Source organism: Aeribacillus sp. SP014, assembly GCF_054055575.1.
Genome location: NZ_JBSRXI010000001.1, coordinates 1688615 through 1714638, shown reverse-complemented (window position 1 = coordinate 1714638; position 26024 = coordinate 1688615). Strand labels below are relative to the sequence as shown.

Genomic DNA, 26024 nt, shown 5'->3' with positions numbered 1-26024 from the left:
ACTAATACTATGACCTCTGCTGACTTCTGACGGTTCAGCTACTTATCACTAAGTAGGTTATGAAGCGTATTTCACCTATCCGCCAGACCTCCCCGGGTAAGTACATGCACTTTCACACCATCTATCCGCCTCATTTACTCGATATGACCTTCGACAGAAAGAGCTTTGTTTTGTTTGGCAAACTCACTCAATCATACCTAGCCTTATATGAGGTTCGTGTTCCTCGGACCGGTGTTTTGCCTCCAGCTTCCTTCAGATTCCGCGTCACCACGGACACCCTTGCTCTTGGCTAACCTCTACTTCTGTCTTCGGGGTTCGGGACTTACACCCTATAGTTCATGTACATGCCGGGCGCACCAAAAAAAAAAAAAAAAAAAAAGCACAGGGAGTGACGTTGGACATCAGTGCCCGAACATTCGTTCGTTACCTTGCCTCTCTCCATTTCTGATAGACGTTCAGTAGGGGCTCGCTATAGCCACTCCTTCGCGTCAGTTTCATCCAGATCTGTCGTGATCGACGGACGAGTCGCCCTGCCATCGTGATCACCGTCTGAATAATCGTCTTGATGCGGCGGCGTTTCACTTTGTGGTGCAACGGATGTCTCGGATCGCTTAATAGATCTTGTCCAATCAGACGAAGAAGATTGTAAACGAAGGCTCCCATGACCAACACGAGCGCATTCGTTTTCATCTTCCCAGATGGAAGCCGCTCTAAATCTAAGTCGCTCTTCAGTTCGCTATGAAACTGTTCGCATGTCGCATGATCATGATACAACGCGAGCACATCGCTCATTCGAACATGCTCGTATCCTTTGAGCCGCACCCAATAGCTTTCCACTTCATAATCAGGAACGAGCATCAGCTGTCCATTGCGTTCCATCGTCCGTTCCGTCACTTGGGTGACTTGAACGTACGTATACGTGTTTCCATCGATCGCTGCCTTCTGTGGAAGGCATAGCTCATAGGTTTGTACTCCTTCGCTTTGTCCATCATCGACACGTTTGCCCTTTTGCGAAGCGATCTGGAACCAAAGCGCTTTCGATTCTCGGCGTAAGTTTCGCTTGATGACAAAGTCCACGTCTTCCTTTAGGCATACGTGCACATTCGCTTCTGCATCGTTTCCTGCATCCATGCGAACAAGCAGACGAGATGAAGTCAGTTGACGAGCTCGACGGATAGCGGTGACTAAAAACGAGGGCATGTTGTTTTGCACATGTTGTTTCCCTGGACGCAACTCGGCATGAACGAGATACCCTTCCTTCCCTGCATACGCAAACAACGGTGTAAAACCGTCAAATCCTTTATACGTTCGACTGACTCCTTCTTTTTTCGTATCGGAGTTGTCAAATGGGGAACCATCTATATCAAGGGGAAGCCATGTCGTCTTTCCTTTGGTCCAACAAGGGGACAAAGTGGCATGTCGTTGAATCAACAGACGTATGGCCTCCTCCCAAAGAATCGTTTCGGTCATCGGAAGACAAGCGAGCTGATCGAGTCGTTGTCGCAAGGTTGGAGAGGAAGGCACGTGCTGAATCCCCATCGATGCCGAAAAGATATCGTCCTGACGATACGCTTCGATATGATCGAAATCCGTTTTTCCTGTGGCAAGCAAGCGAATGACATCGCTATGGGAAATGTGCACTTCTCGACGAACCGTTGGAAGCCGAAGTGCGTTTACCCGTTTATCCAGTTTCGTTCGATGGAGTAAGTAGCCAACGAGAGCAAGCCCAGCACTTGGGGTAATCGCTTCATCTGTCAATACAAACCGAATCGGGAAATCTTTCATCACATCACCTACTTGATGAAGAATCGTCAACGTCGTTTTCCCTTATCGTATCAACGGTTTGCGACCATTGTAAAGATGTTTTGTCACGGATTCAGGGACGTCATCAAAATAACAAAATCTGCTAACTCTCCATGTCTCTTATAATCATGGGCTCCGTGCCATGGTCCTCTTTGTTCATCACTCGTTTTTGGGGCCAATGCAGTTGAAACCGTAAAGCCAGCTTTGCGAACCTGCGGCAAAATCGTTTCGAGAAAGCCGTTATACAGCTCACGATCCTTTTCCCGAATATGTTCAAAATCGATATTTAAAGCTTTATATCCTTTTACTTTCATCGTCTGAATAACGCCATTGATCAAACTTTTAGAGGCTGTTTTATCTGTAAAGATACGATGAGCAATATCCGGTGAAAAATTTCCTTCTGTAAAATTGGTGATGACCATCATCGGAATCGCACCGGATTTTTTAACAGCTGCGAGTGCTTCACTGTCTTCAATTGGAACAAGACTTCCATCGGCGTTCACTCGGTAACTGAAAAAAGCTACATATGATAAATGCTGGCTGACACCTTTTAAGTCAGAAACGGATTGCTGCGGAGTGATCGGCTCAAGAAATCCAATTGAGTTAATAGGTCTTTTGTCGCTGGTCGTCTGATCAGGGTTTACCTTTTGTATTCGTTTTGCTGGAGATTGGCTATGCTGTATCCTAATGAGCGAGCTATCTCCTTCATTCTGAGTTGTCGTTCCTTGCTGTTGATCATAAGAAGCGCCCTGCTTTTTATCATTTCCATTTCCGCATCCAGAAAGAGCGAGCGAAAGGCAGAGCAAAATGACAAATTTTCTCATCACAACATCTCCTCTTGTTTTTTCTTATACTTCCTAAACAAGAGGATGAATATTCCCGAGTTTTTCACTTCTGTCCATAGATTCAGCAAATATGCGCTGGAAAAAGTATTTAAAAAAAGACTGTCGCAAAATTACATAGAAATTTTTCATCTGCTGTTGACCTTTTTACAGTTCCATTTTGCTGCGTGTTTCTCCGTACATTTTTTTCATCAGCTGCTTCGAATTTTTTTATTTACATCCTGTGCTCCAGAAGTTGCAATTTTTTTGCAGTCCTTCTACCTACGTTCTTCGTTTGTCGATATTAGAGGAATGGCCATGGGCGGAAATCGTCATATCACTTGCAATCTTAACAATAAGTGTTTGGATCTTTATGAAACTAGCTGGAAAAATATTTAAAGTCGGCATCTTAATGTACGGAAAAAATGCCACGCCAAAAGAAATATGGACTTGGATCAGACAATGATCAAAATAAAAAAATCGGCTAAACGCCGATTTTTTATGATTTGGTGAAGATGAATAACATTTGCAAGCTGCGTAGTTATGATCGGTCTTTATTCCCAAAATACCGGTTCGCCTTCGATATGGCAAGGCTTGGGCTGATAGATGTCTTCTTTTGTTTTAAGATAGTGATGAATTCTTTCTACATTGGCTGTAAAAGCATTGCTTGCGATATCGCATCCTAAAAAGCGGCAGTTGTTTTTTATGGCTGCAATAGCTGACGATCCGCTCCCTAAAAACGGGTCGCAAACCGTAAATCCCTCTTCGGCACTTGCATAAATCATCGCTTGGAACAGCTCAACCGGTTTTTGCGTCGGATATTTCGAATGGTGAATTCGTTTAAACCGCCATACATCCGGAAAAGACCGGTTTCTAATTTTGCGGTTGTTTCCGTTCGTAGCAAAAATAATATATTCGTGCCTTCTTCTAAAATAATGCCCCATTCCCATATTGATTTTATCCCAAGTGATGATGTTTTTTACGTCAAAGTACTCTCTCATTAAATGCCCTAAGCTTAATAAAGAAAAAGAATCAAACATGATGTAAATGTGCCCTGTATCTTTTTTCAGCACCCTCTTGCACTCTTGTAAAAAGAGATGATAGTTTTCTTCACTGTCTTCAAATTCCACAAACCATTTCCCATTTTCCGTTCCCTTTTGCTTATATTCACCGACGATTCTGCCCTTCCCGAGCTTCAGCTTGTTATTCATTCCAGAATAAGCAGGGTCTGTTACAATCAAGTCGATGCTTTCATCTTTTAAAGACTTTAAAAAGGATATGCAATCATTTAGTTCAATTTTTACTTCGAGATTGTTTCCATATTTAAACGTTCTCACAGATGCAGTTTCTGTGTCCATATCCAAACACCCTTTTAAAAATAAACGAGATAACTATTTTATCATACTATAGAAGAACGTACATTCTCAACCGATTTAGCTCGTATCTAGCATTTGGCGCAGCGACTTTCAGTGGATTGTTGTCTTGCCTATTTATTTTAATTTTCGTATTTGGGCATTATCGCGTGCAGATTATCTGATTATGCTTATGACCTTCTCCGCATAATCCTCTGGGGACGTTATTTCCTTCTTGATCTCTGTCCAGTTTGCTCGTCCAATCAAAGTTTTCCATACTACAGCCAAGGTATTTATCATGCACTCCAAAGCTCTCCGGTTTTTTTGTTATTTTGAAACATTTTCAGCACTCACTTTCAGATGTATGTTGCTCAATTGGCTACAGTCCTAAACTGAAGAATAACTTTCCCGGTGTTTCATTCTGTTTCATGAGGATTCAACCATTAAGCCCCTATTTATTCCATATTTAATGACTTCGTCAACGAAGAAAAAAAATAACGGAAATTGGACCAGTATTGCGGAATATAAAATTTCATTTTGCTGTTTGTTTTTGACGAAAAGCAGCAGCTGGAAATCAATGTAAGTTTTGTTAAGGATGTTTGATGAAAGATTTAGTCCGCGAAACCGCTTGTTGCAATCGTTGGTGTTTTCGCTTCCCTATATATTTCTACTAAAACCTTTCTTTTGGCTGTAACTTCTCCTAATTTATTTCCTGGGTTGAATATACCGATGTGAGAACCTCTTCAAATGATAAAAGCCTGTAGAATTCCAATAATGAATTCTGCAGGCTTTGCCCTAGCTGGATACTTTCCGCCCCCTGTGGCTTACCCTTCTCCAATATATTTAAATATGAAACAACGGATAGCATAAATCCCCGCTTTTTATGAATTCGTCGTTACCAACCGATTGCCGCACCGTCTCCTCTTGGATCAACCCCGCCATGTAAAAAGCTTTGGTCATCAATTAATATGGCGTTGGCATGACCCATTATTTTATCAATAGGTTCAACAACTTTCACAAGATGGCCAGCTTTGATCATCGATTCGATCACTTCTTTTGAGATGCGGCCTTCCATCTTCAATTCTTCCGTCTCTTCTCCCCACGTTCTTCCCCACACAAACCTTGGCTCATATATTGCTTCTGCAGGGCTCATTCGATAATCAATCATTCTTGTAATGATAGCTGTTTGTGTTTGCGGCTGCCCTTCTCCTCCTTGTGTTCCGTATAAAATATACGGCTTTCCATCTTTAAAAGCCATTGCAGGCATCAGCGTGTGGAACGTTCTTTTTCTCGGCGCCAAGCAATTGACATGCGAACGATCAAGAGAAAAGAACGATCCTCTGTTTTGCATTAAAATCCCTGTGTCACCAGCAACAACACATGAACCGAATTCAAAATAAAGACTTTGTATAAAGGAAACCGCATTCCCCTCTTCATCCACGACAGCCGCATGGGCAGTGTCGTTTCCGACAGGCTGAGTCTTCACTTCGCTTGCATTTGTCAGACTGATCGATTCGGCCAGCTTTTTCGCATATGTTTTGCTTAACAATTTATCAAGCGGAATCTGGTAGAATTCGGGATCTGTCAATACTTTGTTTCGGTCTTGAAAGCTTTTTTTCAATGATTCTGTCAAAAGGTGATAATACTGAAAAGAACCGTGCGGAATCGTTTTAAAATCAAAGTTTTCTAAAATATTTAGCGCCATTAGCCCGGCAAAGCCTTGTGAATTGGGCGGAACCTGATACATGGTATAACCGCGGTAAGTTCCGCTCAGCGGTTCGACCCAATCTCCGTGATGATCCGCAAAATCATCCTCTATTAAAATCCCGCCTTTTTCTCGAAGGCTTGATACAATGCGTTTTGTTAAACTGCCTTTGTAAAAATGATCTCTTCCTTTGTTCGCTAACTCTTTCAATGTATCCGCCAATTGCTTCTGAATAAATTTTTCATTTATGCTCGGAATTCGATGATGAGGCAGGAAAATCGATGATGTTTCCGGAAATTCTCGCAGAATTTGAACATTTTTTTGCGTGTTGACATATTGATCCTTTGAAAAAGGGAATCCATTTTCCGCATATTCGATAGCAGGCTCTAAAACCTCCGCCAATGAAAGTCTTCCGTATTCTTTTATGATGGCATCCCAACTGTCAACCATTCCCGGCACGGTGATAACACTTTGAATGCCTCGATACGGAATGGCGGGTAAACCTTCGTATTTTTCAGGCGTGGCGTTATAGCCTGACCGGCCGCTGCCGTTATACGCACGAACTGCTTGATCCTTTTTGCTGTAAAACAGCCAAAAAGAGTCTCCTCCGATCCCTGTCATGTGTGGATAAACGACCGCTAAGCAGGCACTGGCCGCTACCGCTGCATCGAAGGCGTTGCCCCCTTTTTGTAGTATGCGGCAACCGGCTGCCGATGCCAAATAATGCGGACTGACAACCATATTTTTGGTTCCGATCATTGATTGGCTCATATTGCTTGTTCCTCCCTCGGTTTATTGTTTTGAACGAAATCGGACATGCGATTTGAACTTTCAGTAAACAGAAATAAGACTGCACCGATGATTAGCAAAACACCTGACAAATAAAAACCGATTTCAAGCTTGCCGGTGATATCGGCAAAATAGCCCGTAATATAAGGGGCAAAAATGGAAGAAAGCATTCCGCTGAAATTGAAAAAACCATACACTTTGGAGTACATGGATGACGGCGTAATTTCAGCCATATAAGATATTAATACGGGATCGAGTGCCAGTTTTCCTAGCAGCCCGTAAAAAACTAATCCTGCTATCAGCAACGAATAATTTTCCGCATAAGGGATGACAAATTGGCAAACAGCTCCAGCAACAGCTAAAAAAATGATCAACGGCTTTTTATTTTTTACTTTATCTGAAACATAGCCGAAGAAAATAGCCCCCGGAATCGAAGCCCACGGCACCAAAGAAGAAATGATCCCTGTTTGCGAACCGTCTACCCCTTTTACCGTCTGCAAATAATAAGGCAGCCAAGTAAGCATTCCGAAAAATCCATATAAAGAGCAGAAGATGAGAATGTAGACGAAAAGATGATTTTTTGTAAACAGCCGTTTTAAGCTTTGGCCATCTTGAACATTGGAAACTTCTTGTTTTTTTTCATGGCCGGATTGATCGCGAACACACAATCCTATCAAGATGGCAACAAAAATCGTTGGAATCGCAAATAGATAAAATGAAAATTGCCATCCTTTGTTTAAGGTGTACGTGAAGTAGCTTGCAGCAATAAAACCAAGAGAAATGCCGAAAGCCATTCCGCTGTTGATCACTGCCGAACCAAGGCCTCTGTATTTTTTAGGGATAATGTTGGAAGAAATTCCGTATTGCGAACCGTAATAGGTTCCTTCTCCAATACCCGTTAAAGCACGCATCAACAAAAACAAAGCAAAAGAAGATGCCAATCCGCTCAAAAAAGTGGTAATGCCAAATAATGTGTAGCCAATTACTAAAACTTTCACCCTTCCAAAACGATCAGCCAAAAAACCGGTTGGAATTTGCATGGCCGCATATGCAATGAAAAACACAGTGGACATTAAACCTAATTGAGCATTGTTTAAATTCCATTGCTCACCTATTTCTCCCATCACTGGCGACAAAATAGTCCGGTCTGCATACATAAATACCCATCCTAGAAAAAATAAGAAAATAACGATAGCTGGATGTGTGCGTTTCTTTTTCTTCACCTCTGGCAAGCTTTTTTAAAAAATTTGATTCCATTATAGAAAGCTGCCGAGGAAAGTTCCTTGAATTTGTAAATTTTTTTAACAAAGTTTTTTTCGTTTCGTAAACAAATAAATATTTTCATTTTTTTATAGAAATCATAAAACATATTTTGTATACTAAAAGAAATTATAATTAGAAAATTAACTACATAACGAAATAAAGGGTGGTATGAATGGCATTCGAATACAACATTCCGAATTTAGACATAGACCATATTGATAAACAAATTTTAGAGAAGCTGCATGAAAACAGCCGGATATCGTATACCGATCTCGGAAAAGAAATCGGTTTGTCTCGAGTTGCCGTTCAGGCGAGGATAAACAACTTAATTGAAAAAGGAATTATCGAGAAATTTACGACGGTTATCAATCCGACGAAAATCGGCATTCATGTTTCCGCCTTTTTCAACGTTGAAGTGGAACCGCAATATTTAGAGGAAGTGGCAGAACAATTGGCGGAGGAGCATGCCGTTACAAGCTTGTACCATATGACAGGACCAAGCAAGCTCCATATGCATGGAATCTTTAAAAATAATCAAGAAATGGAAAATTTTTTAACCAAAAAATTGTATCCGATGCGCGGTGTCGTCAGCGTTGACTGTCAAATTCTCATTAAACGATACAAGAGCCGCATGGGAATGAAATTATAAAGAATGAGGGGGAGAAACATGCAAACTTCTTATAAAAGTCTTATCATGGCTATGCTGAGAACCGGAATTTTTGGATTCGGAGGCGGCCCTTCCGTCATACCGCTGTTCCGTTATGAAGCAGTTTCCAGATACCGTTGGGTAAAAGATGAAGAATTTGCAGAAATATTGGCGATTGCCAATACCCTGCCCGGTCCGATCGCGACAAAAATGGCCGCTTACTTAGGATATAAACAAAAAGGGGCATTAGGCGCTTTTATTTGCGTAGCAGCTCATATTTTGCCTACATGTTTGGCCATGATTCTATTATTCAAAATGGTCACAGCTTTAAGCGATTCACCTGTTATCCACGGTATGATTTCTGCTGTTATGCCGGTGATCGCCGCCATGCTTGGGCAGTTGGCTTACGAATTTTCCGCAAAGGCCGTGAAAGGATTGGGAAAATGGCTTGGCGTCCTGCTGATGATTGTTTCGTTTTGCCTGCTGCAAGTGATTTCGATTCATCCAGCTATTGTAATTCTAATGTTTTTAACATATGGAGCTTTCCATTTAAAACGGAAGAGCAGAAGTAAGGAGATGTCTGCATGAAAATCTGGATCAGCTTATTCATCGGTTTCTTTTTAGCCAACATACTCGGTTATGGAGGAGGACCCGCTTCCATTCCGCTTATGTATGAGGAGATTGTCAATCATTATAAATGGCTGACAAATGCAGAATTTTCCAATATGCTCGCACTGGGAAATTCTTTGCCGGGCCCTATTGCGACGAAGATCGCCGCCTATGTCGGTTATGATGTGTACGGATGGTGGGGGGCTTTCATCGCCTTGTTTGCGACTGTATTTCCGTCAGCTTTCGCTTTGATTCTGTTGTTAAAACTGATTCAACGCCACCGGGAATCTTTAGTTGTGAAAGGAATGACCTTGCTTGTACAGCCTGTTATTGCGGTCATGATGCTGCTTTTAACTTGGGAAATGATAGAAGACTCTGTCCATTCGCTCGGAATTATCCAATCGCTCATTATTGCTGCTGTATCGTTCTTTGCCTTAGAAAAATGGAAGGTTCACCCTGCCATTCTCATTATGATTTCCTTTGTTTATGGAGGAGTTGTTCTGCCCAATTTTTAAAACGGGTCTGTTTGGAGCACCCGAGAAACTGTGATTCTCAGCTTTTCGCAATACCTGAGAAAATTTTTCTGTCAAGTAATGCGCCAACTATCTTGCTTTGTTTCAATTAGAGTCGTATAATCTCTTTTTAAAAATACGAATGATTTTCTCGTATAAGTTTGGAAATACGGTCCAAACGTTTCTACCAAACTACCGTAAATAGTTTGACTACGAGAGACGATACACAACTCTCCCTGTCAAACTCAACGCGCGAGTTTACTACAGAAGGGAAAAGTGAGAATGGACAAAAACATGTTAAAGAAAAGAATCCAAGTGGCTAGCAAACAAATTCCGGCAGACATTGTGATTAAAAACGGAAAAATTGCCGATGTTTTCAATTTGGAAATTTTGCATGGAGACATCGCCATTGCGGACGGAGTGATTGCTGGAATCGGAGAATATGATGGGGTAAACATCATTGATGCCGAGAATAAATTCATCGTTCCAGGTTTCATCGACTCTCATGTCCATATTGAATCTTCGATGGTGACACCGAAGGAGTTCTCCAAAGCAGTTCTGCCCCACGGTGTGACAACCGTTATTATAGATCCGCATGAAATTGCGAATGTCGCCGGGACGAAAGGTATATCTTTTATGCTGGAGGATTCAGAAGGCTTAGATTTAGATGTGTATTGCATGCTGCCTTCCTGCGTTCCGGCGACTTCGTTTGAAAATGCCGGCGCTGTGTTAAATGATGATGAACTTGCACCTTTTTACAAGCATCCTCGGGTGATCGGGCTTGCGGAAGTGATGGATTTCCCAGGTGTTCAAAATTTAGATGACCGCATCATTGACAAGCTTTTAACGGCATCAGCATATAAGATCGACGGACACGGCGCAGGTCTTGGCATTGAAGGAATCAATGTTTACAGAGCGGCCGGCATTCAAACAGATCATGAATGTGTGACAAAAGAGCAAGCAAAAGACCGCCTTGCTCGCGGAATGTACGTCATGATCCGTCAAGGATCTGCTGCAAAAAATTTGCCAGAACTAATCGGCGTGGTCAATGAAAAAAATAGCCACCGCTGTCTATTTTGTACGGATGACAAGCATTTAGACGACTTAATTGCTGAAGGAAGCATTGACTACAATATTCGTCTTGCCATCGAGCATGGACTTGATCCTCTCATAGCGATTCAAATGGCGACGATTAATGCCGCCCAATGTTTCGGACTAACGCAAACAGGAGCGATCGCACCTGGATATAGAGCAGATCTAGTCATAGTAGATAATTTCAAAGCTTTTACGATTGAAAAAGTTTTGAAAGCCGGAAAAGTGATTGCGGAAAACGGTCAATATATCGGATCTATAGACCAACCAAAACCTTCCGTTTTATCAAGAAATTCTGTCAATCTAAACATAAACGAGGTTACAAAAGAACGGTTGGCCATACACGTGAAAAATAACCAAAAAGCGCATGTAATAGAAATTATTCCGAATCAAATTGAAACGGTTAAAAGAATGATGGAAGTACCGAGCGACGGTGTTTGCTTCATCCCTTCCATTGAAAAAGATTTGGCAAAACTGGCTGTACTCGAACGCCATAAAAATACTGGAAACATTGGCCTTGCCATTGTAAAAGGATTAGGCTTAATCGGCGGTGCAGTCGCCACAACCGTCGCCCACGATTCCCATAATGTGATCGTTGCCGGCACAAACGATGAGGATATGATCTGCTCCATTCAAGAGATAAAGAGAATCGGCGGTGGGCTAGTAGTTGTGAATGATGGAAAAACGCTCGCCTCTTTGCCGCTTGTGATCGGCGGATTAATGTCAGATCAAGCATATCCAATCGTCGCCCATCAACTCGATGAATTGAACAGCAGCCTGCACAAAGTGAGCAAACATCGGCATTTCAATCTCTTCCTCACGCTCTCTTTTTTAAGTTTGCCTGTCATTCCAGAGCTCAAAATTACAGATTTAGGATTATTTGACGTCACAACGTTTCAGCACATAGAAGTTGCAGCCGAGCACGGCGTTTAAATATCGTGCAAAAAATGATTGTATGGGCAGCAAAACACATAAAAAAAGAAAACTCCGGCAAGGGAGATTGGCTCATCTGCCGGAGTTTCATTTGCCTTTTTTCGCTTAGAGTTTAAATTCTTTAAGCTTGCTAAAGCTTTCCAATACGTGTCAGAAATGATTCATTCATAAATTCGCACGAGATGTTTTTTACACGCTTGCCCGATAGCTTAACCGTTTTTTCCGCCGGACTTTATCCCGTTCCAAAATCCTTTGCTCGATCAATAGAATTCACCTTTTTGCCAGCTCGCTTCGGTCAAAATCAAACAAATTATACAGCTTGTATGCCATCATGAGCTCAAAGCGCATATCTGCATGATTTAAATCAACATTGAGTATTTCTTCAACACGTTCAATGCGATATTCAAGTGTGCTGCGGTGTATAAATAATTCTTTCGAAGCTTCGCGGTAATTTCCATTATTTTGCAAAAATACATAAAGAGTATGAAATAAGTCTACATTGTTTTTCTCTGAATATTGAATAAGAGGGGCAAGATGTTTTTTAACAAACAGTTCAGCAGCCAACTGATCGCTGGAATTGTGCAAAATGATATAAGGACCTAAATCATCATAATATGCATAGCCTTCATCTGCCATACGGTTTCTTACAACATTTTTTGCTTTCAACGCTTTCATATAGCAGTAATAATAATCTTTAATCGACTCGGTAAAATCTCCAATGCCTAGAAAAACCTTCACTTCATGATTTGCTTTTTCAACAATTCGTTTGATTTTTTTAAATAGATTTTCCCAATAATCATAAGGTGCCTTTTTTTCTTCAGCTTTTTTGACCATTAAAATATATTCGTCATCTTTGCGTGTATAAATGATGCTTGGATGAAATCGAATCAGCTCTGTTTTAATTTGATCCCACAGCCAAGATTTGTATCCGTCCATAGCGATTGAATCTTCATCGAGCTTACTGACATCAATGGATAAAACAGCAACTCTATGACTTTCTAATACGTTCCAATTTATTAACGCGGCATAAGTAATAACTTTTTCTTGATCTTCGACCTTTTCCGAAAACAATTGATTGATAAATTTTTCCTTCTCTTGTTCTCTAGCATCAACTACGAGCTTTTGTTTAATAAACTCGATTGCATACACATTTATCGTGTAATCAAGTGTTAGAAAAAGAACTTGATCCATTTCTTTTTTTTCTAAACAAATGACGAAATAGCCAAGGACATCCCTTCCTACGACAATCGGCCAAACAGAAAAAGAAACTTCTTCTTCTACCCACAGTTTTTTCGTATGCATTTGGATTATTTCTGATTTCTTGGATAAAATTTTTTCTTCGTACAAGCCGGAAAGATGAGCTTTCTCCTTTTGAAAATGGGAAGTGACAAGCCGTAAAAAGCGGTCAAATAATAAAACGGATATTTCCAGCATGGACCCGACAATTGACGTAATAGCCTTGAGATCATCCCCTTCTACTGTTTTTTTCATCAGCGACTGATGATAAGACAATATTTTTTCTAATCTCCGCTTGCTTTCATATTCTTCTTGATACAATCTGGTATTTTCTAATTGCATCGAAACAAAGGTGGAGACGAATTTCAAAAATTCCAAATCTTCCGAATAAAATGGACGATGCTGCTCTTGACATACATACAACATGCCAATTGTTTTTAAATTTACAACGAGAGGAATTGTCAGTTCACTTCCGCCTGCCTTTTCTACTGAAGGAAAATAATAATCAACCTCTTGAACAGAATTAATGTAGATTTTTTCCTTTAGAGATACTTCACCATATACAGGCGGAGTAAGGGTAAAGCATTGATTGACCTCATCATAGATATAAATGCAGGCGCCTTTTGCGTTTGTTCCTTTTGCCGCCCGTTCGACTACCTTTGTGATGATCGATTCAATGGAAATATCAGAAAACGTTGTTTCTCTAATCCATTCAATACCTTTTATTTTTCGTTTCTGCTCTTCTTTTTCTTGTGCTAAATCAATCGCTGCGACCACATCATGTCCAAATTCCGTAAAGTCCTGTTGTGCTTCTAACAGAAGTTGAACTTCATGACGAAATCCAATGACGAACAGACCTAGACTTTTTTCTTGATTTTTTAGCGGAACTGTAAACCAAGTGGAGATTTTTTCTTTTTTTAATGCTTCGATGAAAGCGCATTGTTTTTGTCTTTTATTTGTCATACAAAGGGCGGATTCAAACAGGTCGCTGCCGCATTCATGCATCGATAAATTTAACGTCTCATTAATGTGTAAGCCTTCCCCAATCCAAACAACCGGAACGAGCCTGTCTTTCTCTTGTAAAAGAACAGCGACAAGATCACATGTATATTCACGATAAAAAGACTCTAATAAATAATTTAACGTTTCCTGTACTGTATCAAATGAAATTAACTTTCTTGTCAAATCGCGAAGGTGTTTTTCAATTCGATCTCTAAGCTTTTGTTTCGAAATGATTCCTCCCATTTTAATCGCTCCTTTAAATTTTTACCCATTTCAAAGCGTTATGGAACAATTATTTTGCAGGAATCATTTCTCCTTCACCCGATGACTTGCCAAGATATGATTGTTGTACCATCGGATTGTGAAGAAGTTCCAACGCTTTTCCTTCCAAAATAAAATGCCCTTGATCCATTACGTAAGCGCGATCCGCCACATTGAGAGCTGCTTTAACGTTTTGCTCGACGAGCAAGACCTTCGTTCCTAGATCATTTTTAATTTTTTTCATAATATCCATAATTTCTTTGACAATCATTGGCGCCAGCCCCATTGAAGGTTCATCAAGTAAAATAACTTGAGGATTCGACATTAAGGACCTGGCGATGGCCAGCATTTGCTGCTCCCCGCCGCTTAAATTCCCTGCCGGATTATTTAAATGTTTGACCAATCCGGGAAACATGTTAAGCATCTTTTCAATCCTTTCACGGACCGTTTTTCTATCGTTTCGATATTGATGAAACATTCCGAGAATCAAGTTTTCCTTTACTGACAAGCTTGAAAAAATTTGTCTTCCTTCCGGCACTAAACTTACTCCATTCCGCACAACCTTATAAGCCGGCAATCCAGAAATATTTTTACCGTTCAGTGTGATTTTTCCCTCGCTAGGTTTATAGATTCCTGAAATTGTGCCCAACAAAGTACTCTTTCCTGCTCCATTTGCCCCAATAATGGAGACGATTTCCCCATCTTCCACATGAAAATTGACCTGGTGAACAGCGCATATTTTTCCGTGGTATGTGCTTACGTTTTCAACTAACAGGGTCATACAGCTTCCTCCCCTAAGTACGCAGCGATGACTTTCGGATTTTCTTTAATTTCTTCCGGCGTGCCCTCTGCAATTTTATTTCCAAAATCGATGACAACTATTTTATCTGCAATTTTCATGACGGTCGTCATATCGTGTTCAACGAATAAAAAGGAATAGCCTTCATGCTTCATCCTTACAATGAAATTGGCCACTTTTGCTTTCTCCCCGTCATTTAATCCTGCCATTGGTTCGTCCAGCAGAATTAATTTCGGATCCGATACGATTGCCCTGGCTAATTCCAGTAATTTTTGCAAGCCGTACGGAAGATTGCCTGCCAGCTGATTCATATATGCTGTCATGCCAACCTTTTGCAGTGCGCCTTCCGCCAATGTTCTTGCCAGTTCATCGTCCTCTTTTGCACTTTTTAACCGAAAACCTGCAGATAAAACATTTGTTTTGATTTTGGAATGGGCTCCAAGCATAACATTTTCTAAAACTGTCATATTTTCAAATACTTGCAGATTTTGAAATGTTCTTGTTAAGCCTTTTGCTGCCAGACTGTGAAGAGGTTTTCCTGTAATCTTTTCACCTAAAAACCATACTTCCCCTTCTGTTTGCGGCAGAATAGATGAAATGAGATTAAATAATGTCGTTTTCCCTGCGCCGTTTGGACCAATAACCGCAACAATTTCCCTTTCCCCTACATCAAATGAAACATCATTTACCGCTACAATACCTCCGAATTTCTTAGTTAGCCCTTTTATTTGCATAATCGGTTTGACCATTTTGATACTCCTCCTTCCTTTCCACCTCATTCCTGGGCTTTTTAATTTTTTCGTATATTGAAGAGGCTGTCGGGATCAATCCTTTCGGCATAAACATAATGACAAGAATGAGAACCGCTCCGTACACCATAATTTCAATTTCACCACTTGTATCCATCACCATCGGAAGGTACTTTCTGACCCACTCGCCAAGCATCGTCATGAGAAAAGCTCCACAGATGGCCCCCCAGATGGATTGGGATCCTCCGACAACAACCATGACAAGAAACTGTATGGAAACGAGCACATGAAACATGTGAGGTGTAATAAAATTCATAAAGTGGGCATATAAGCTTCCTGCTAGAGAAGCGAACACAGCGCTGATCACAAAAATATGCAGCTTATACTTTGCTACATTGACTCCTTGTGTTAAGGTTGCAATTTCACTATCATGAATCCCTCTAAGCACTCTTCCAACGTGAGATTGAACGATATTTAAAGAAAACAGCACAATTAAAAGTACAATGCCCCAAACGAGAAAATAAAAGCTCAGTTCATTCCGAAACTCATAGCCGAAGATCGTTAAGTTTGGAATTCCGGACAATCCAGCTGCTCCTTTTGTTAAATCCGTCTTGCCGAGCAAAAAAATATAAATAATGACATTAACGCCGATCGTCGCAAAAGCTAAAAAATGTTCTTTCAATTTTAAAATGGGGATCCCGATAAGAAAAGATAAAAATGCCGTAAGCGCCATCCCAGCGATCATCGCAATCCACGATGGAACATCGTACATCGTTGTCAGCACAGCCGACATATACGCTCCAATGGCAAAAAAGCCAGCATGTCCGAGGGAAATCTGCCCCGCATATCCCATTAAAAGGCTTAACCCAATTGTAATCATGGAGTAAATACCGATTAACACAAACAGGCTGAGCGTATATGATGAAGAAAATAACAAAGGTGCACAAAAAATAAGTACGATCAGTGCGAGAAACGGTTTTTTACGGCTTGGGTACAATGCTTGCTTCTCATTCATCTTGCCACCTCCTTAAACCCTTTTTCCGGTCATTTTTGACATAATTCCATTTGGCGCAATAAATAGCACGAGCAGCAAAATTGCAAAGCTGATCGCTTCACTGTACGAGGTTGAAATATATCCCGCTGAAAAGGCTTCCAGAAGTCCAATCAAAAAGCCTGCCGCAACAACACTCGGAACATTCGTCATCCCGCCGATCACTGTTGCCATAAATCCTTTCAACCCGAGCATGAGTCCCATATCATACGTAGCGCTTGTAATGGGTGCCACCACCACTCCGGCAATCGCCCCTATCGCTGCACTTATCAAAAAAGCTAAAGCTGACATTGAATATGGATTAATTCCCATTAACTTGGCAGCGGTTTTGTTTATCACGCACGCTTTTAAGGCTGAACCGATCATTGTTTTTTCAAAGAAAATATATAGAACAAGCAATAAGAAAATAAGTGTTCCTATTACCCAAAGACTTTGCGGAACAATCACCGCATCCAAAATCACAATCGAGTCATTGTTTGAAAAGGGCGGAAGCGATTTAGGATATGTTCCCCAAATTAACAATCCCGCTGCTCTGAGCAAAACGGAAAGTCCGATCGTAATAATAATCAAATTTAAAAATTTTGTATTTTTGTTTGGCATAATCACCAATCTTTCAATGACTAAGCCGATCAATGCTGTCAAGATGACCGCAAGCAGACCAGCTAAATAAACAGACATTCCCATATTATAAAAAGTTACACTGAACATTGCGCCTAACATCGTAAATTCCCCTTGGGAAAAATTCACGATGCCCGTAACGTTATAAATCGTTAAAAAACCAATTGCAATCAACGCATAAATACTTCCTGTTGTCAAACCTGTTATGACAAACTGAAGAATTTGGCTTACATCCAAAACAATCTTCTCCTTTCCTTCACATGAATAGGCATTGACATAACGGGAGAGCAAGCATGTACGAAGGTACCGTACATGCCCTTTCAAAAGAAGTTAAAAATATGAGCTGGTCTATCTATTTTGCAAGTTCCCATCCATTTTTTCCTACAGTCAACAGTGCTATTCCGTCTCCTTGCACCGCATTCCGATCTTCCGGCGTAAATTTAAATGTGCCAGTCACTCCTTTATATTCAATATTTTCTAAATATTCTTTCAATTCTTGCGGTGTGTGCTTTCCTTCTGAAATGCCTTGAACCACCATTTGAACCCCGTCATACAGATATCCTCCGAACGGCCCCGGATTGTAATTATATTTTTTTTCAAACTCTGAAACAAATTTGTTTATTAATTGCTTTTGTTCCGAATCTTCAAGGAAATCTAAAACGTTTAACTTGCTTCCAAGCACATGAACACCGATACCGCTTTCCCCCACTTGATCTAAAAATCCTTGATTGCTGACAGCATGACTTTGAATCATCGGTACTTTAAATCCTAGTTGACTGTAGTTTTTCGCGACAATACCAGCACCTGGAGGTCTTGACCAAACGATGATTGCACCAGGCTTTTTCGGCTTAATTTTTGTAAGCTGAACGGTCATATCTGTTGATTCCGCATCAAAATCTTCCACCGCTACAATTTCAATTCCGTTTTCCTTCGCCAACTTTTCAAAAACTGGAAGTCCCGTTTGTCCGAAACCATCCCGCGCATTAATCCATGCCACCGTTTTTATGTTATGTTTTAGCAAATAATCAATTGCGGTCCGTAAAACGGTTTCATTACTTGGCGGAACTTGGATCGTGTACTCGTTAAACTGATCGTCGTTCAGTACACCTAATGCCACAAACGGGATTTGATTTTCAGCTGCCACACCGCTGAGTGCTATACTTGTGCTAGTTTGCGTTCCACCGACTACTGCTGCAACATTATGCTCGGAAATTAATTTTTTCATGATCACCACTGCGTTTGTATCATCTGTTTCATAATCTTCGACAATTAATTCAACTTTTTTGCCGTCAAATGTTTTACCCGCCAGTTGTTCATTCAATAACCGGGCAGCATCCGCCTCAGGTTTGCCGAGGGAAGAAGCCGGTCCCGTTTCCGCAACGATGACTCCAATTTTTATTGTATCGCTTGAACTTTCCCCACCTTTATCAGTGGTTTTACTACTCTGCTGGCTGCTGCATCCGGCGGCAAATAGGACAAAAGCAACAAGGACAATTAAAAGGTTCTTTACCTTTCCTGCCATTTAAAATCCTCCCCTGTTCTATCACATTTTTTTACACCTTGTTAGTCCTAATATTATAATGATTCTGTTTATTAATTAACCCGATATTTAAGGAAAAAAGCGCTTTCAACTTCTTTAATTTAAGGAATATTTTATAAATTCAAAAAATAATAATAACATTTGATTCTATTTGATAACCTAAAACTTTAGAATATTTCAGTTTTTGATTTTATATACAGAAAAAAATCCTTTACAGTGAGGTTGAACATGCTCTCATTTACTCGTAAAGGATCAAGCGGTTTGGACAAGAACATCTTTTCTCGTCATTTACTTGAGGATTTTGCAAAATTAGATTTTGAACTAAGATATTGAAAAAATAAAGTATCCTAGATTGATATCGGCGCACCTTAATTGGATAATTACAATAACTCTATTTTTGGGCATACTTGCAGAATTTTTTACATTGATTTTTTAAAGAGCTTTTTTCTCACTAGTGTTGCATAAATATTGTCGTAATTTTCAGTTTTATTATTTTTCCTGTTTAGAGCCAAAAAGGTAAGTACCCAATTAAAGGTGACCCCATCCATTTGGAAATTTATTGACAATTAGACCTGTGCGACGACGACAATTTACTTATTAAGGGATGGCTTTTCCTTCAATTTTTCGAAGCCAGATATGCGCTGGTTTCCACAATGCAGCCCTTAAATAACGGCTAATTTGTAAGGTTTTTCGCGTACTATTTGTTTCGATTTGTGCCAGAACATGTAGGCAAAAAACAATAAGTGCGATAAATACTTGATTTTGAATCGCCCATTCACTTTGACCATAGAATTTTTTGATGCTGAGATGTTGTTTGACCCATTTAAAAAACAGTTCAATAGCCCATCGTGATTTGTACATCTCGGAAATTTCTTCGGCGCTTAAATCAAAACGATTTGTGATTAAATGGAGTTCATTTCCTTTTGAATCCATCACTTTTAGAAGGCGAAAGTAATTTTCAGCACGGTTTTGAGTTGTGCCAATCAATACCATTTGATCCGACAAAACACTCGTATCTTCGGGTAGTTTAAAATCATAAACTTCCCGTATAACAGCGTTTTTCCGTAGTCTGGAAAGAAAGAAGTAGCCGTCATCCGTCATACGATCAAAGCGCTCATAGTCTAGATAGCCACGGTCAAACACATACATGCATTCCTTGTCATCCACCATGATTTCAAGCTGTCCACGGTCATGTTCTCTTGCCGTTGTCATCAAAGCTTTTTCAGGATAGGATATCCCCTTTTCCATAAACACAAGGCGCAAATGCAGCTTTACACCAGCCTTTGTTTTGCGAAACTTCGCCCATTTATGATTGGTCAAATTAAGTGGCAATGTGCTTGAATCAATGATTTTTAAAGGCATGACCCGTTTTGTGTATTGTGTTTTGGCATGAATTTTTGCGACTAAATCAAGAAAAAGCTTTTGAAATAGATCTGGGTTTATACCATTTAATCGCCGTGACAACTGTGAAATACTAATAGAATTAAGGTCGACCCCTTTTTGAAGTTGGTCATCAAAAAGGCAATCGCTTAGCGCATGGAGACTTTCGATTTCTTCCAATTGCGCAAAAAGCAGTAATTTTAGAAATGACTCTGTCGTTAATTTTTTCGTATAGTAATCTAATTTCATCGTTTTCACCTGTTCTTCAAATAATTGAAGATTTATTGGCGAAAACCATTGTCCAAATGAAGTTTTTCGTGTAATCTTGTCCATGAGTTTGGTCCTTTTTAGTGGATTTGGACGGGTTACCACCTGACTTATCCATTATAAAGGACTTTTTCTTTTCACAAAATAAAATAAGTGAAGATTGTGAGTCTTTTTAATATTAAAATTAAATTAATGCAACACTAGTGCTTTTTTCTCTTTCTTATTTTTCGCCGAAGCTAGTGCTGAAGCAAAAAAGCTTTCGGAACAAGATACAAAATATTCATAACCGTTGGCCGAGGCCAGTTGGAAGTCCCAGTGAAACCTCTTGATTGACATACTATTGACTTCACATATGAGGGATTTTGTGAAATGTAAGTCGAAATACATCATATAACAAGAAAATCGTAATTTTGTTCATCTTTAGACATGGCATTGCCGATACGCTTTTCTATTATTGAATGAAGTCGGGAAGTACTTGTTTACATGAATCAAAAACATAGAGAATTTTCTTTGTGCAGCGCTTCGGTCATGGTCATACGATTAAATTCGGCAGGTTGTTTTCCTTCAACATTGTCAATTGATATTTTGAATGGTGCTATGACATGATCCGATCACTTAAAAGTTTTCCTTCAACAACATCAACTAACATCCTTGTTGCCTGCTTTGTGTGTGCAAAATTTCGTCATTTTTTTTATCCATAAATGCAGATTTTCCCCAAAAAGACCATATACACGCTTCTTGCAGCTCCGCATCATTTCAGCTGCCCATCTATTCGAGAAAAACAGGATGCCTTTTAAATCGCATCATTTTTTTGAAAACCGCTCTCCTTCTCAAGAGGAAAGAAGTCCCTTATATCGTAACTTATGGTGCGGCGGAAAATGCGGCTTTCTTCACGTCATCCGCTTCACATATAATCCACTTTTTTCCGTTCTTACCCTGCTTTTATTTTTTCATAAGCTTCATCATATTTTTTCGCCAGTTCGAAATCAAGCTTTGTGAGTCCTTTCGCTCTCTGAGACGAAATTTTTACCGTGATGAACTTATAGTCAATAGAAATGAAGGGATGATGGTTTACTTCTTCAGAAATGTCCGAAATTTGCCGCACGAATTCGATTTCTTGCAAATCGTCTTGAAAGAGGTACTTTCTTGCAATCCATCGCTCTTCAAGAAGCTTCCAATCTTCCATCTCTTGTAAAAGAGATTGCACTTCTTCATCTGTTAACCGCATGACCGTTTCCTCCCGGATTTTTATAAAAAAACAGACAGCTAAAATCACAGTGCAAAAAAGATTGCCATATGAATATAAAGAGGCGAACAAACATATCAGATTTCCGTTTATTTTCTTAGAAAAAAGATTTGCTTTGAAACCGTTCCATTTCCCGATAAATACACTCGATGTCCACATGCTTCCGGAGACAATCGGCAAGCCGGTCAAATGCTTCTTCACGAATGTTTTTCATTGATGGCCGCTCATAAATCGCCGGAAGACCTTTTCTTTTTCTTATCAAATTCAAAAATGCCGTCCGAAACTCATCGTTATGAAATATGCCATGAAAATACGTTCCAATCAGGAGGCTGTCTTGGCTTATGCAGCCGTCAACTCCTTCTTCCGTCGTAATAAATGGCGATACGTCCCCTTCATAAGAAGTTGTTCCCATATGAATTTCATAGCCTTCCACCGGCATATTACAATCAGCCAAGTGGGCCATCCCTGTTGTAAGAGTCGTCCTTTTCTCTTTCATCATGGCGGTGCGAATCGGGAAAAAACCGAATCCGTTTGCGCTCCCTATCGATGTTTCTACGTGATAAGGGTCTGAAATCTCCCTTCCGAGCATTTGATAACCGCCGCATATGCCGACAATGACTGATTTTTTCGCACGATAAAGCTTTTCTATCGCATCCACAAAGCCGGATTTTCGCAAAAGCAATAAGTCCTCAATTGTATTTTTCGTTCCCGGCAAAATGACAACATCCGGTTCTCTGAGTTCGTTTGCCTCCTTTACATAGCGAACATGGCAATCCTTTTCATATAGAAACGGGTCAACATCGGTAAAGTTCGAAATGTGAGGAACATGAATAACAGCAATATCAATCTCGCTAGTTTTCTCATTTGTACGTGGAAACGCATCTAATATGACGGCGTCTTCCGCCTCAATGTTTAAATTAGAAATATATGGTACGACCCCTAAAACCGGTTTGCCTGTATACTCTTCAAACCAGCGAAGTCCCGGCTCCAGCAAGGAAATATCCCCGCGAAACTTGTTAATCACTACCCCAATTACGCGATCGCGATCTTCAGGCTCAAGCAGCTGCAATGTTCCTACTAAACTCGCAAATACACCGCCTCTGTCAATGTCGCCGACAAGAATGACAGGAGCGTTTGTTAACCGGGCAATGCGCATATTGACAAGCTCGCGATCATTTAGGTTAATTTCCGCAGGGCTCCCCGCTCCTTCTATAACGATTCGCTCATATGTACTTGCCAAATGATGATACGCTTCTTTAATCACCTGCAAACCAAGTTCAAAAAACTCCTGCCGATACGCTGCTGCCTTATAATTTTGATACGGCTTACCGTTCACAACAATTTGTGAAGTGTGATCGCTCACAGGCTTGATCAAAATCGGGTTCATATCCGCCGTTGCGACCGTTCTTGCCGCCTCCGCCTGCACTCCTTGGGCGCGGCCGATTTCCTTGCCGTCAACGGTAATATACGAATTGAGTGACATATTTTGTGATTTAAACGGCGCCGTCCGATATCCGTCCTGCGCAAAAATTCGGCAAAAACCTGTCGCAATCACGCTTTTTCCCGCATCGGAATGCGTACCTTGAATCATGATGGGCAATGCTTTATTCATCTGTTTTTCTCCTCTCACAAGCATTCACAAATGTTTCGCAAATTCCGGGTATGAAGCACCGCCGTATGAAAAGGCGGGCCAATAAATCAGGACCGCATGTAAATCATTTATCCTCGAAAAATAAACACGGTGGCTATTTTTTTCATTGATCACACCGATCAATTCAGGTAAATTTTTTGCAGCAGATCTTTGACGAATCATCACCTACATTCCACGGGAAAGTCGGTCTCTTGCTTGCTTTTTTGTCACACATTTTTAACTCTCCTACATAATGCCAATTCCCCGACATTGCTTGCCGTTCCAACAATGATGATTCTTTTCCAACATTTTTACACGGAAATCTTTTTGGTTGGATTCTACTGTTTCAACAACGATGATTTATTTCCAACTCATTCATGCTCCCTTTTCAAAAATTGATAATGACTGAAGTATTATAACATCCTTCATTTTCCGCTAGTATCATGATGCACGAGATGATCAAAAATAATTGCTATGTTTCTTTGCTAAATGAAAAATCCCGCATATACAGTGCATCGTGATCTGTAAGTTAAGGCATATCTTTATGTTTCCAATCGTTTGATAGACTCAGCACTTAGCATCAACGGCACCTCATTTTTGGAATAAAGTTCTGTTTAATACTGGAACATACATAGCTAAAAACACGGACCGACTGAGGCTGAAAACAATAAAAGCAAGCCACAAACCGTGGTTATAATACATCGGAATCAAAATGAAAAGACAAACAATATATACTGCAAGAGAAATCAGCATGGAATTGCGAATCGGATTGGTCATGGTCGCTCCTGTAAAAACACCGTAGAGAATTAAACCGAAGCTTGCCGCAAGTGGAAATATCGTGACCCAAATACTGTAGGAGCTGGCCAGTTCGATCACATTCTGATTTTTCGTAAAAACAGGAATGATCGAATCTTTAAACAGTATATAAATAAGCATCATAAACAAGGGGGAAATTATCGCCCATTGCCCTGTCAACGATAAAGTGCGTTTATACAAAGCTTCATCCTTTGCACCGACAGCTTTTCCGACGAGAATACTGCTGGCATTGGCAAATCCGTCTAAAAAGTACGCCATGATGTAATGAATTTGAATGAGAACGGCATTGGCTGCCAGTATTTCGGTACCAAAAGAGGCACCTCTCGCTGTAAAAAGATTAAACACGGTTAACAAACAAATCGTGCGAATAAGCAAATCCCGATTGACCGCCATCATCTTCTTAAATTCTCCTGCATTCCACAGCTCGCTGCTAGGAATGGAGAAAAGGCGAAGATCGGAAGACTTTAACACGATATACATTCCAATGAGAAATGCAGCCACTTCTGAAATCAATGTAGCGGCAGCTACACCATTCACATCTTGATGAAAAACGTTCACAAACAACAAATCAAGTACAACATTTAATAGATTCATAAATACTTGTAAAAATAGCGAAATTTTAACACGAGACATTCCCATGAGCCATCCTAGAATGACGTAATTCGCCAGCGTAAACGGGGCTCCCCAAATGCGGATCGAAAAATATTCGTCCGTGAAAGTCATGACTTTCTCATCCGGATGAATAAGCGTTAATGCGATATGTTTCATCGGCCATTGAACGAGGATAAATAGAATGCCGACGGCTAACGCAATGAGGAACGGTCTTACGAAATATAAAAAACATTGCTTGGCATCTTGCGCACCATAAGCTTGTGCGGCAAAGCCGGACGTACTGACCCGCAAAAAGCCAAACAACCAATACATCGTATTAAAAATCATCGTCCCTACAGCTACGCCGCCAATATACGCTGGATCAGGAAGCTGTCCCACTACTGCCGTATCGACAGCTCCTAATAACGGGGTGGTGATCGTTGAAATGATAAGCGGAATCGCCAAAGATAGATAAGTTCGGTGAGTCATTATTATCCCCCTTAACCTTCAAACAAGTGAATGAGCATTTTTGTATATGGGTGGCGGGCTTGAGAGAATATATCATTCTTTTGAAAGCAGTCAATAAAAGCCCCATCTTTCATTACCAAAATGCGCTCGCTTAAAAAATGAACCGACGGGAGATCATGGGAAATAAATAGATAGGATAATTCCAATTGTTTTTGCAGCTCCTTTAAAAGAGTTAATATTTGCCCTTGTGTATAGACATCTAAGCTTGCTGTCGGTTCATCTAAAATGATCAAAGACGGCTGGATGCTAATCGCACGAGCAATGGCAACACGTTGTTTTTGCCCTCCGCTTAACTCGTGGGGATAGCGATAAAGATAGCGGTCCGCCATCCCAACCATCTCTAGCAGCCGCTTTGCGCATAATTCACGGTGCTCTCTTACATCCTGCAAATAAATGGGGCAGATATTACGATGTGTATCTAATGCCTCCATGACAGAATCGATGATCTTTCGTTTTGGATTTAAAGCCGCTGCCGGATTTTGAAACACCGCTTGCATACAATGGCGAATTTTTCGAATTTCTCTTTTAGTCATTTTATGCAATGGTTGGTCATGTAAAAAAATTTCGCCTTCGCTTATTTTTTCTAACATAAGCAAGCAGCGCGCCAATGTACTTTTCCCGCTGCCGCTTTCACCGACAAGCCCGACGCATTCGCCTTTTTGTATCGATATCGACACCCCGTTGACTGCTTGATGACCTGAAGCATAAATTTTTTTGATATTTTTGGCCAATAATAGATCTGCCATTATGACATATTCCTTTCCATTGCAAAATCCAGTTTAACA

At 40.4% G+C, this 26024-nt stretch carries 21 protein-coding genes, 1 pseudogene and 1 riboswitch; of the genes and pseudogenes, 5 read left to right on the top strand and 17 right to left on the bottom strand.

Going from position 1 to position 26024, the window contains the following annotated elements; genetic code table 11:
* Window positions 1-423: 423 nt before the first annotated feature.
* Both ACVIJU_RS08410 and ACVIJU_RS08405 read right to left on the bottom strand, forming a co-directional pair.
* Entirely contained in the window at window positions 424-1785 is a 1362-nt protein-coding gene (locus ACVIJU_RS08410; protein WP_456687928.1) for an IS1380 family transposase, read from the bottom strand.
* Window positions 1786-1868: 83 nt separating this feature from the next.
* On the bottom strand, window positions 1869-2627 hold the full coding sequence (locus ACVIJU_RS08405; protein ID WP_201108611.1) for a glycoside hydrolase family 18 protein: 759 nt from the start codon (window positions 2625-2627) through the stop codon (window positions 1869-1871).
* A 277-nt stretch (window positions 2628-2904) separates the two neighbouring features.
* Between ACVIJU_RS08405 and ACVIJU_RS08400 the strand changes: the two are divergent.
* Window positions 2905-3090, top strand: a pseudogene (locus ACVIJU_RS08400) (ABC transporter permease); the annotation flags it as partial.
* An 88-nt stretch (window positions 3091-3178) separates the two neighbouring features.
* Here ACVIJU_RS08400 and ACVIJU_RS08395 read toward each other — a convergent pair.
* The 3 genes from ACVIJU_RS08395 to ACVIJU_RS08385 form a co-directional block, all read right to left on the bottom strand.
* Window positions 3179-3982, bottom strand: a complete 804-nt coding sequence (locus tag ACVIJU_RS08395) for a DNA-methyltransferase (protein ID WP_063388244.1) — start codon at window positions 3980-3982, stop codon at window positions 3179-3181.
* Window positions 3983-4871: 889 nt separating this feature from the next.
* On the bottom strand, window positions 4872-6452 hold the full coding sequence (gene ggt / locus ACVIJU_RS08390; RefSeq protein WP_456687477.1) for a gamma-glutamyltransferase: 1581 nt from the start codon (window positions 6450-6452) through the stop codon (window positions 4872-4874).
* Window positions 6449-7627: an MFS transporter gene (locus ACVIJU_RS08385; RefSeq protein ID WP_456687476.1), complete on the bottom strand. Its 1179-nt coding sequence runs from the start codon at window positions 7625-7627 to the stop codon at window positions 6449-6451. The genes ggt and ACVIJU_RS08385 overlap by 4 nt, the downstream gene beginning before the upstream one ends.
* Window positions 7628-7905: 278 nt before the next feature.
* Between ACVIJU_RS08385 and ACVIJU_RS08380 the strand changes: the two genes are divergently transcribed.
* From ACVIJU_RS08380 to ade, 4 genes are all read left to right on the top strand, one after another.
* The gene (locus tag ACVIJU_RS08380) at window positions 7906-8382 is read left to right on the top strand and encodes an Lrp/AsnC family transcriptional regulator (RefSeq protein WP_063388247.1); all 477 of its coding nucleotides are present in this window, start codon (window positions 7906-7908) and stop codon (window positions 8380-8382) included.
* Window positions 8383-8400: 18 nt separating this feature from the next.
* Complete coding sequence (locus ACVIJU_RS08375) at window positions 8401-8967, top strand: chromate transporter (RefSeq protein WP_063388248.1); 567 nt, start codon at window positions 8401-8403, stop codon at window positions 8965-8967.
* The gene (locus ACVIJU_RS08370; RefSeq protein WP_094245607.1) at window positions 8964-9503 is read left to right on the top strand and encodes a chromate transporter; all 540 of its coding nucleotides are present in this window, start codon (window positions 8964-8966) and stop codon (window positions 9501-9503) included. The genes ACVIJU_RS08375 and ACVIJU_RS08370 overlap by 4 nt, the downstream gene beginning before the upstream one ends.
* 128 nt (window positions 9504-9631) lie before the next feature.
* Window positions 9632-9733: riboswitch (purine riboswitch) on the top strand.
* 49 nt (window positions 9734-9782) lie between these two features.
* On the top strand, window positions 9783-11525 hold the full coding sequence (gene ade / locus ACVIJU_RS08365; RefSeq protein WP_456687475.1) for an adenine deaminase: 1743 nt from the start codon (window positions 9783-9785) through the stop codon (window positions 11523-11525).
* A 270-nt stretch (window positions 11526-11795) separates the two neighbouring features.
* On the opposite strand, the gene ACVIJU_RS08360 is transcribed toward ade, so the two are convergent.
* The 12 genes from ACVIJU_RS08360 to ACVIJU_RS08305 all read right to left on the bottom strand — a co-directional run bounded on the left by ACVIJU_RS08360 (window position 11796) and on the right by ACVIJU_RS08305 (window position 25985).
* Window positions 11796-14006: a helix-turn-helix domain-containing protein gene (locus ACVIJU_RS08360; RefSeq protein WP_456687474.1), complete on the bottom strand. Its 2211-nt coding sequence runs from the start codon at window positions 14004-14006 to the stop codon at window positions 11796-11798.
* Window positions 14007-14055: 49 nt separating this feature from the next.
* Window positions 14056-14805 (bottom strand): ABC transporter ATP-binding protein, encoded by a 750-nt coding sequence (locus ACVIJU_RS08355; RefSeq protein WP_456687473.1) that lies wholly within the window; start codon window positions 14803-14805, stop codon window positions 14056-14058.
* The gene (locus tag ACVIJU_RS08350) at window positions 14802-15572 is read right to left on the bottom strand and encodes an ABC transporter ATP-binding protein (RefSeq protein WP_456687472.1); all 771 of its coding nucleotides are present in this window, start codon (window positions 15570-15572) and stop codon (window positions 14802-14804) included. Before ACVIJU_RS08350 ends, ACVIJU_RS08355 begins: the two co-directional genes overlap by 4 nt.
* Window positions 15535-16587, bottom strand: coding sequence for a branched-chain amino acid ABC transporter permease (locus tag ACVIJU_RS08345; protein ID WP_456687471.1), 1053 nt, complete (start codon window positions 16585-16587; stop codon window positions 15535-15537). Before ACVIJU_RS08345 ends, ACVIJU_RS08350 begins: the two co-directional genes overlap by 38 nt.
* Window positions 16588-16599: 12 nt before the next feature.
* On the bottom strand, window positions 16600-17478 hold the full coding sequence (locus tag ACVIJU_RS08340) for a branched-chain amino acid ABC transporter permease (RefSeq protein ID WP_456687470.1): 879 nt from the start codon (window positions 17476-17478) through the stop codon (window positions 16600-16602).
* Window positions 17479-17593: 115 nt separating this feature from the next.
* Window positions 17594-18763: an ABC transporter substrate-binding protein gene (locus ACVIJU_RS08335; RefSeq protein ID WP_456687469.1), complete on the bottom strand. Its 1170-nt coding sequence runs from the start codon at window positions 18761-18763 to the stop codon at window positions 17594-17596.
* Window positions 18764-19378: 615 nt separating this feature from the next.
* Complete coding sequence (locus ACVIJU_RS08330) at window positions 19379-20494, bottom strand: IS4 family transposase (protein WP_456687346.1); 1116 nt, start codon at window positions 20492-20494, stop codon at window positions 19379-19381.
* Between the two features lie 865 nt (window positions 20495-21359).
* Window positions 21360-21656 (bottom strand): 4a-hydroxytetrahydrobiopterin dehydratase, encoded by a 297-nt coding sequence (locus ACVIJU_RS08325; protein ID WP_063388252.1) that lies wholly within the window; start codon window positions 21654-21656, stop codon window positions 21360-21362.
* Between the two features lie 115 nt (window positions 21657-21771).
* Window positions 21772-23286: a cobyric acid synthase gene (locus tag ACVIJU_RS08320; protein WP_063388253.1), complete on the bottom strand. Its 1515-nt coding sequence runs from the start codon at window positions 23284-23286 to the stop codon at window positions 21772-21774.
* Between the two features lie 24 nt (window positions 23287-23310).
* Window positions 23311-23487 carry a hypothetical protein gene (locus tag ACVIJU_RS08315; protein ID WP_157727936.1) on the bottom strand — a complete coding sequence of 59 codons (177 nt, stop codon included), beginning with the start codon at window positions 23485-23487 and terminating at the stop codon, window positions 23311-23313.
* A gap of 408 nt (window positions 23488-23895) precedes the next feature.
* Window positions 23896-25200, bottom strand: a complete 1305-nt coding sequence (locus ACVIJU_RS08310; protein WP_063388254.1) for an MATE family efflux transporter — start codon at window positions 25198-25200, stop codon at window positions 23896-23898.
* An 11-nt stretch (window positions 25201-25211) separates the two neighbouring features.
* Window positions 25212-25985: an ABC transporter ATP-binding protein gene (locus ACVIJU_RS08305; protein WP_063388255.1), complete on the bottom strand. Its 774-nt coding sequence runs from the start codon at window positions 25983-25985 to the stop codon at window positions 25212-25214.
* Window positions 25986-26024 lie beyond the last annotated feature (39 nt).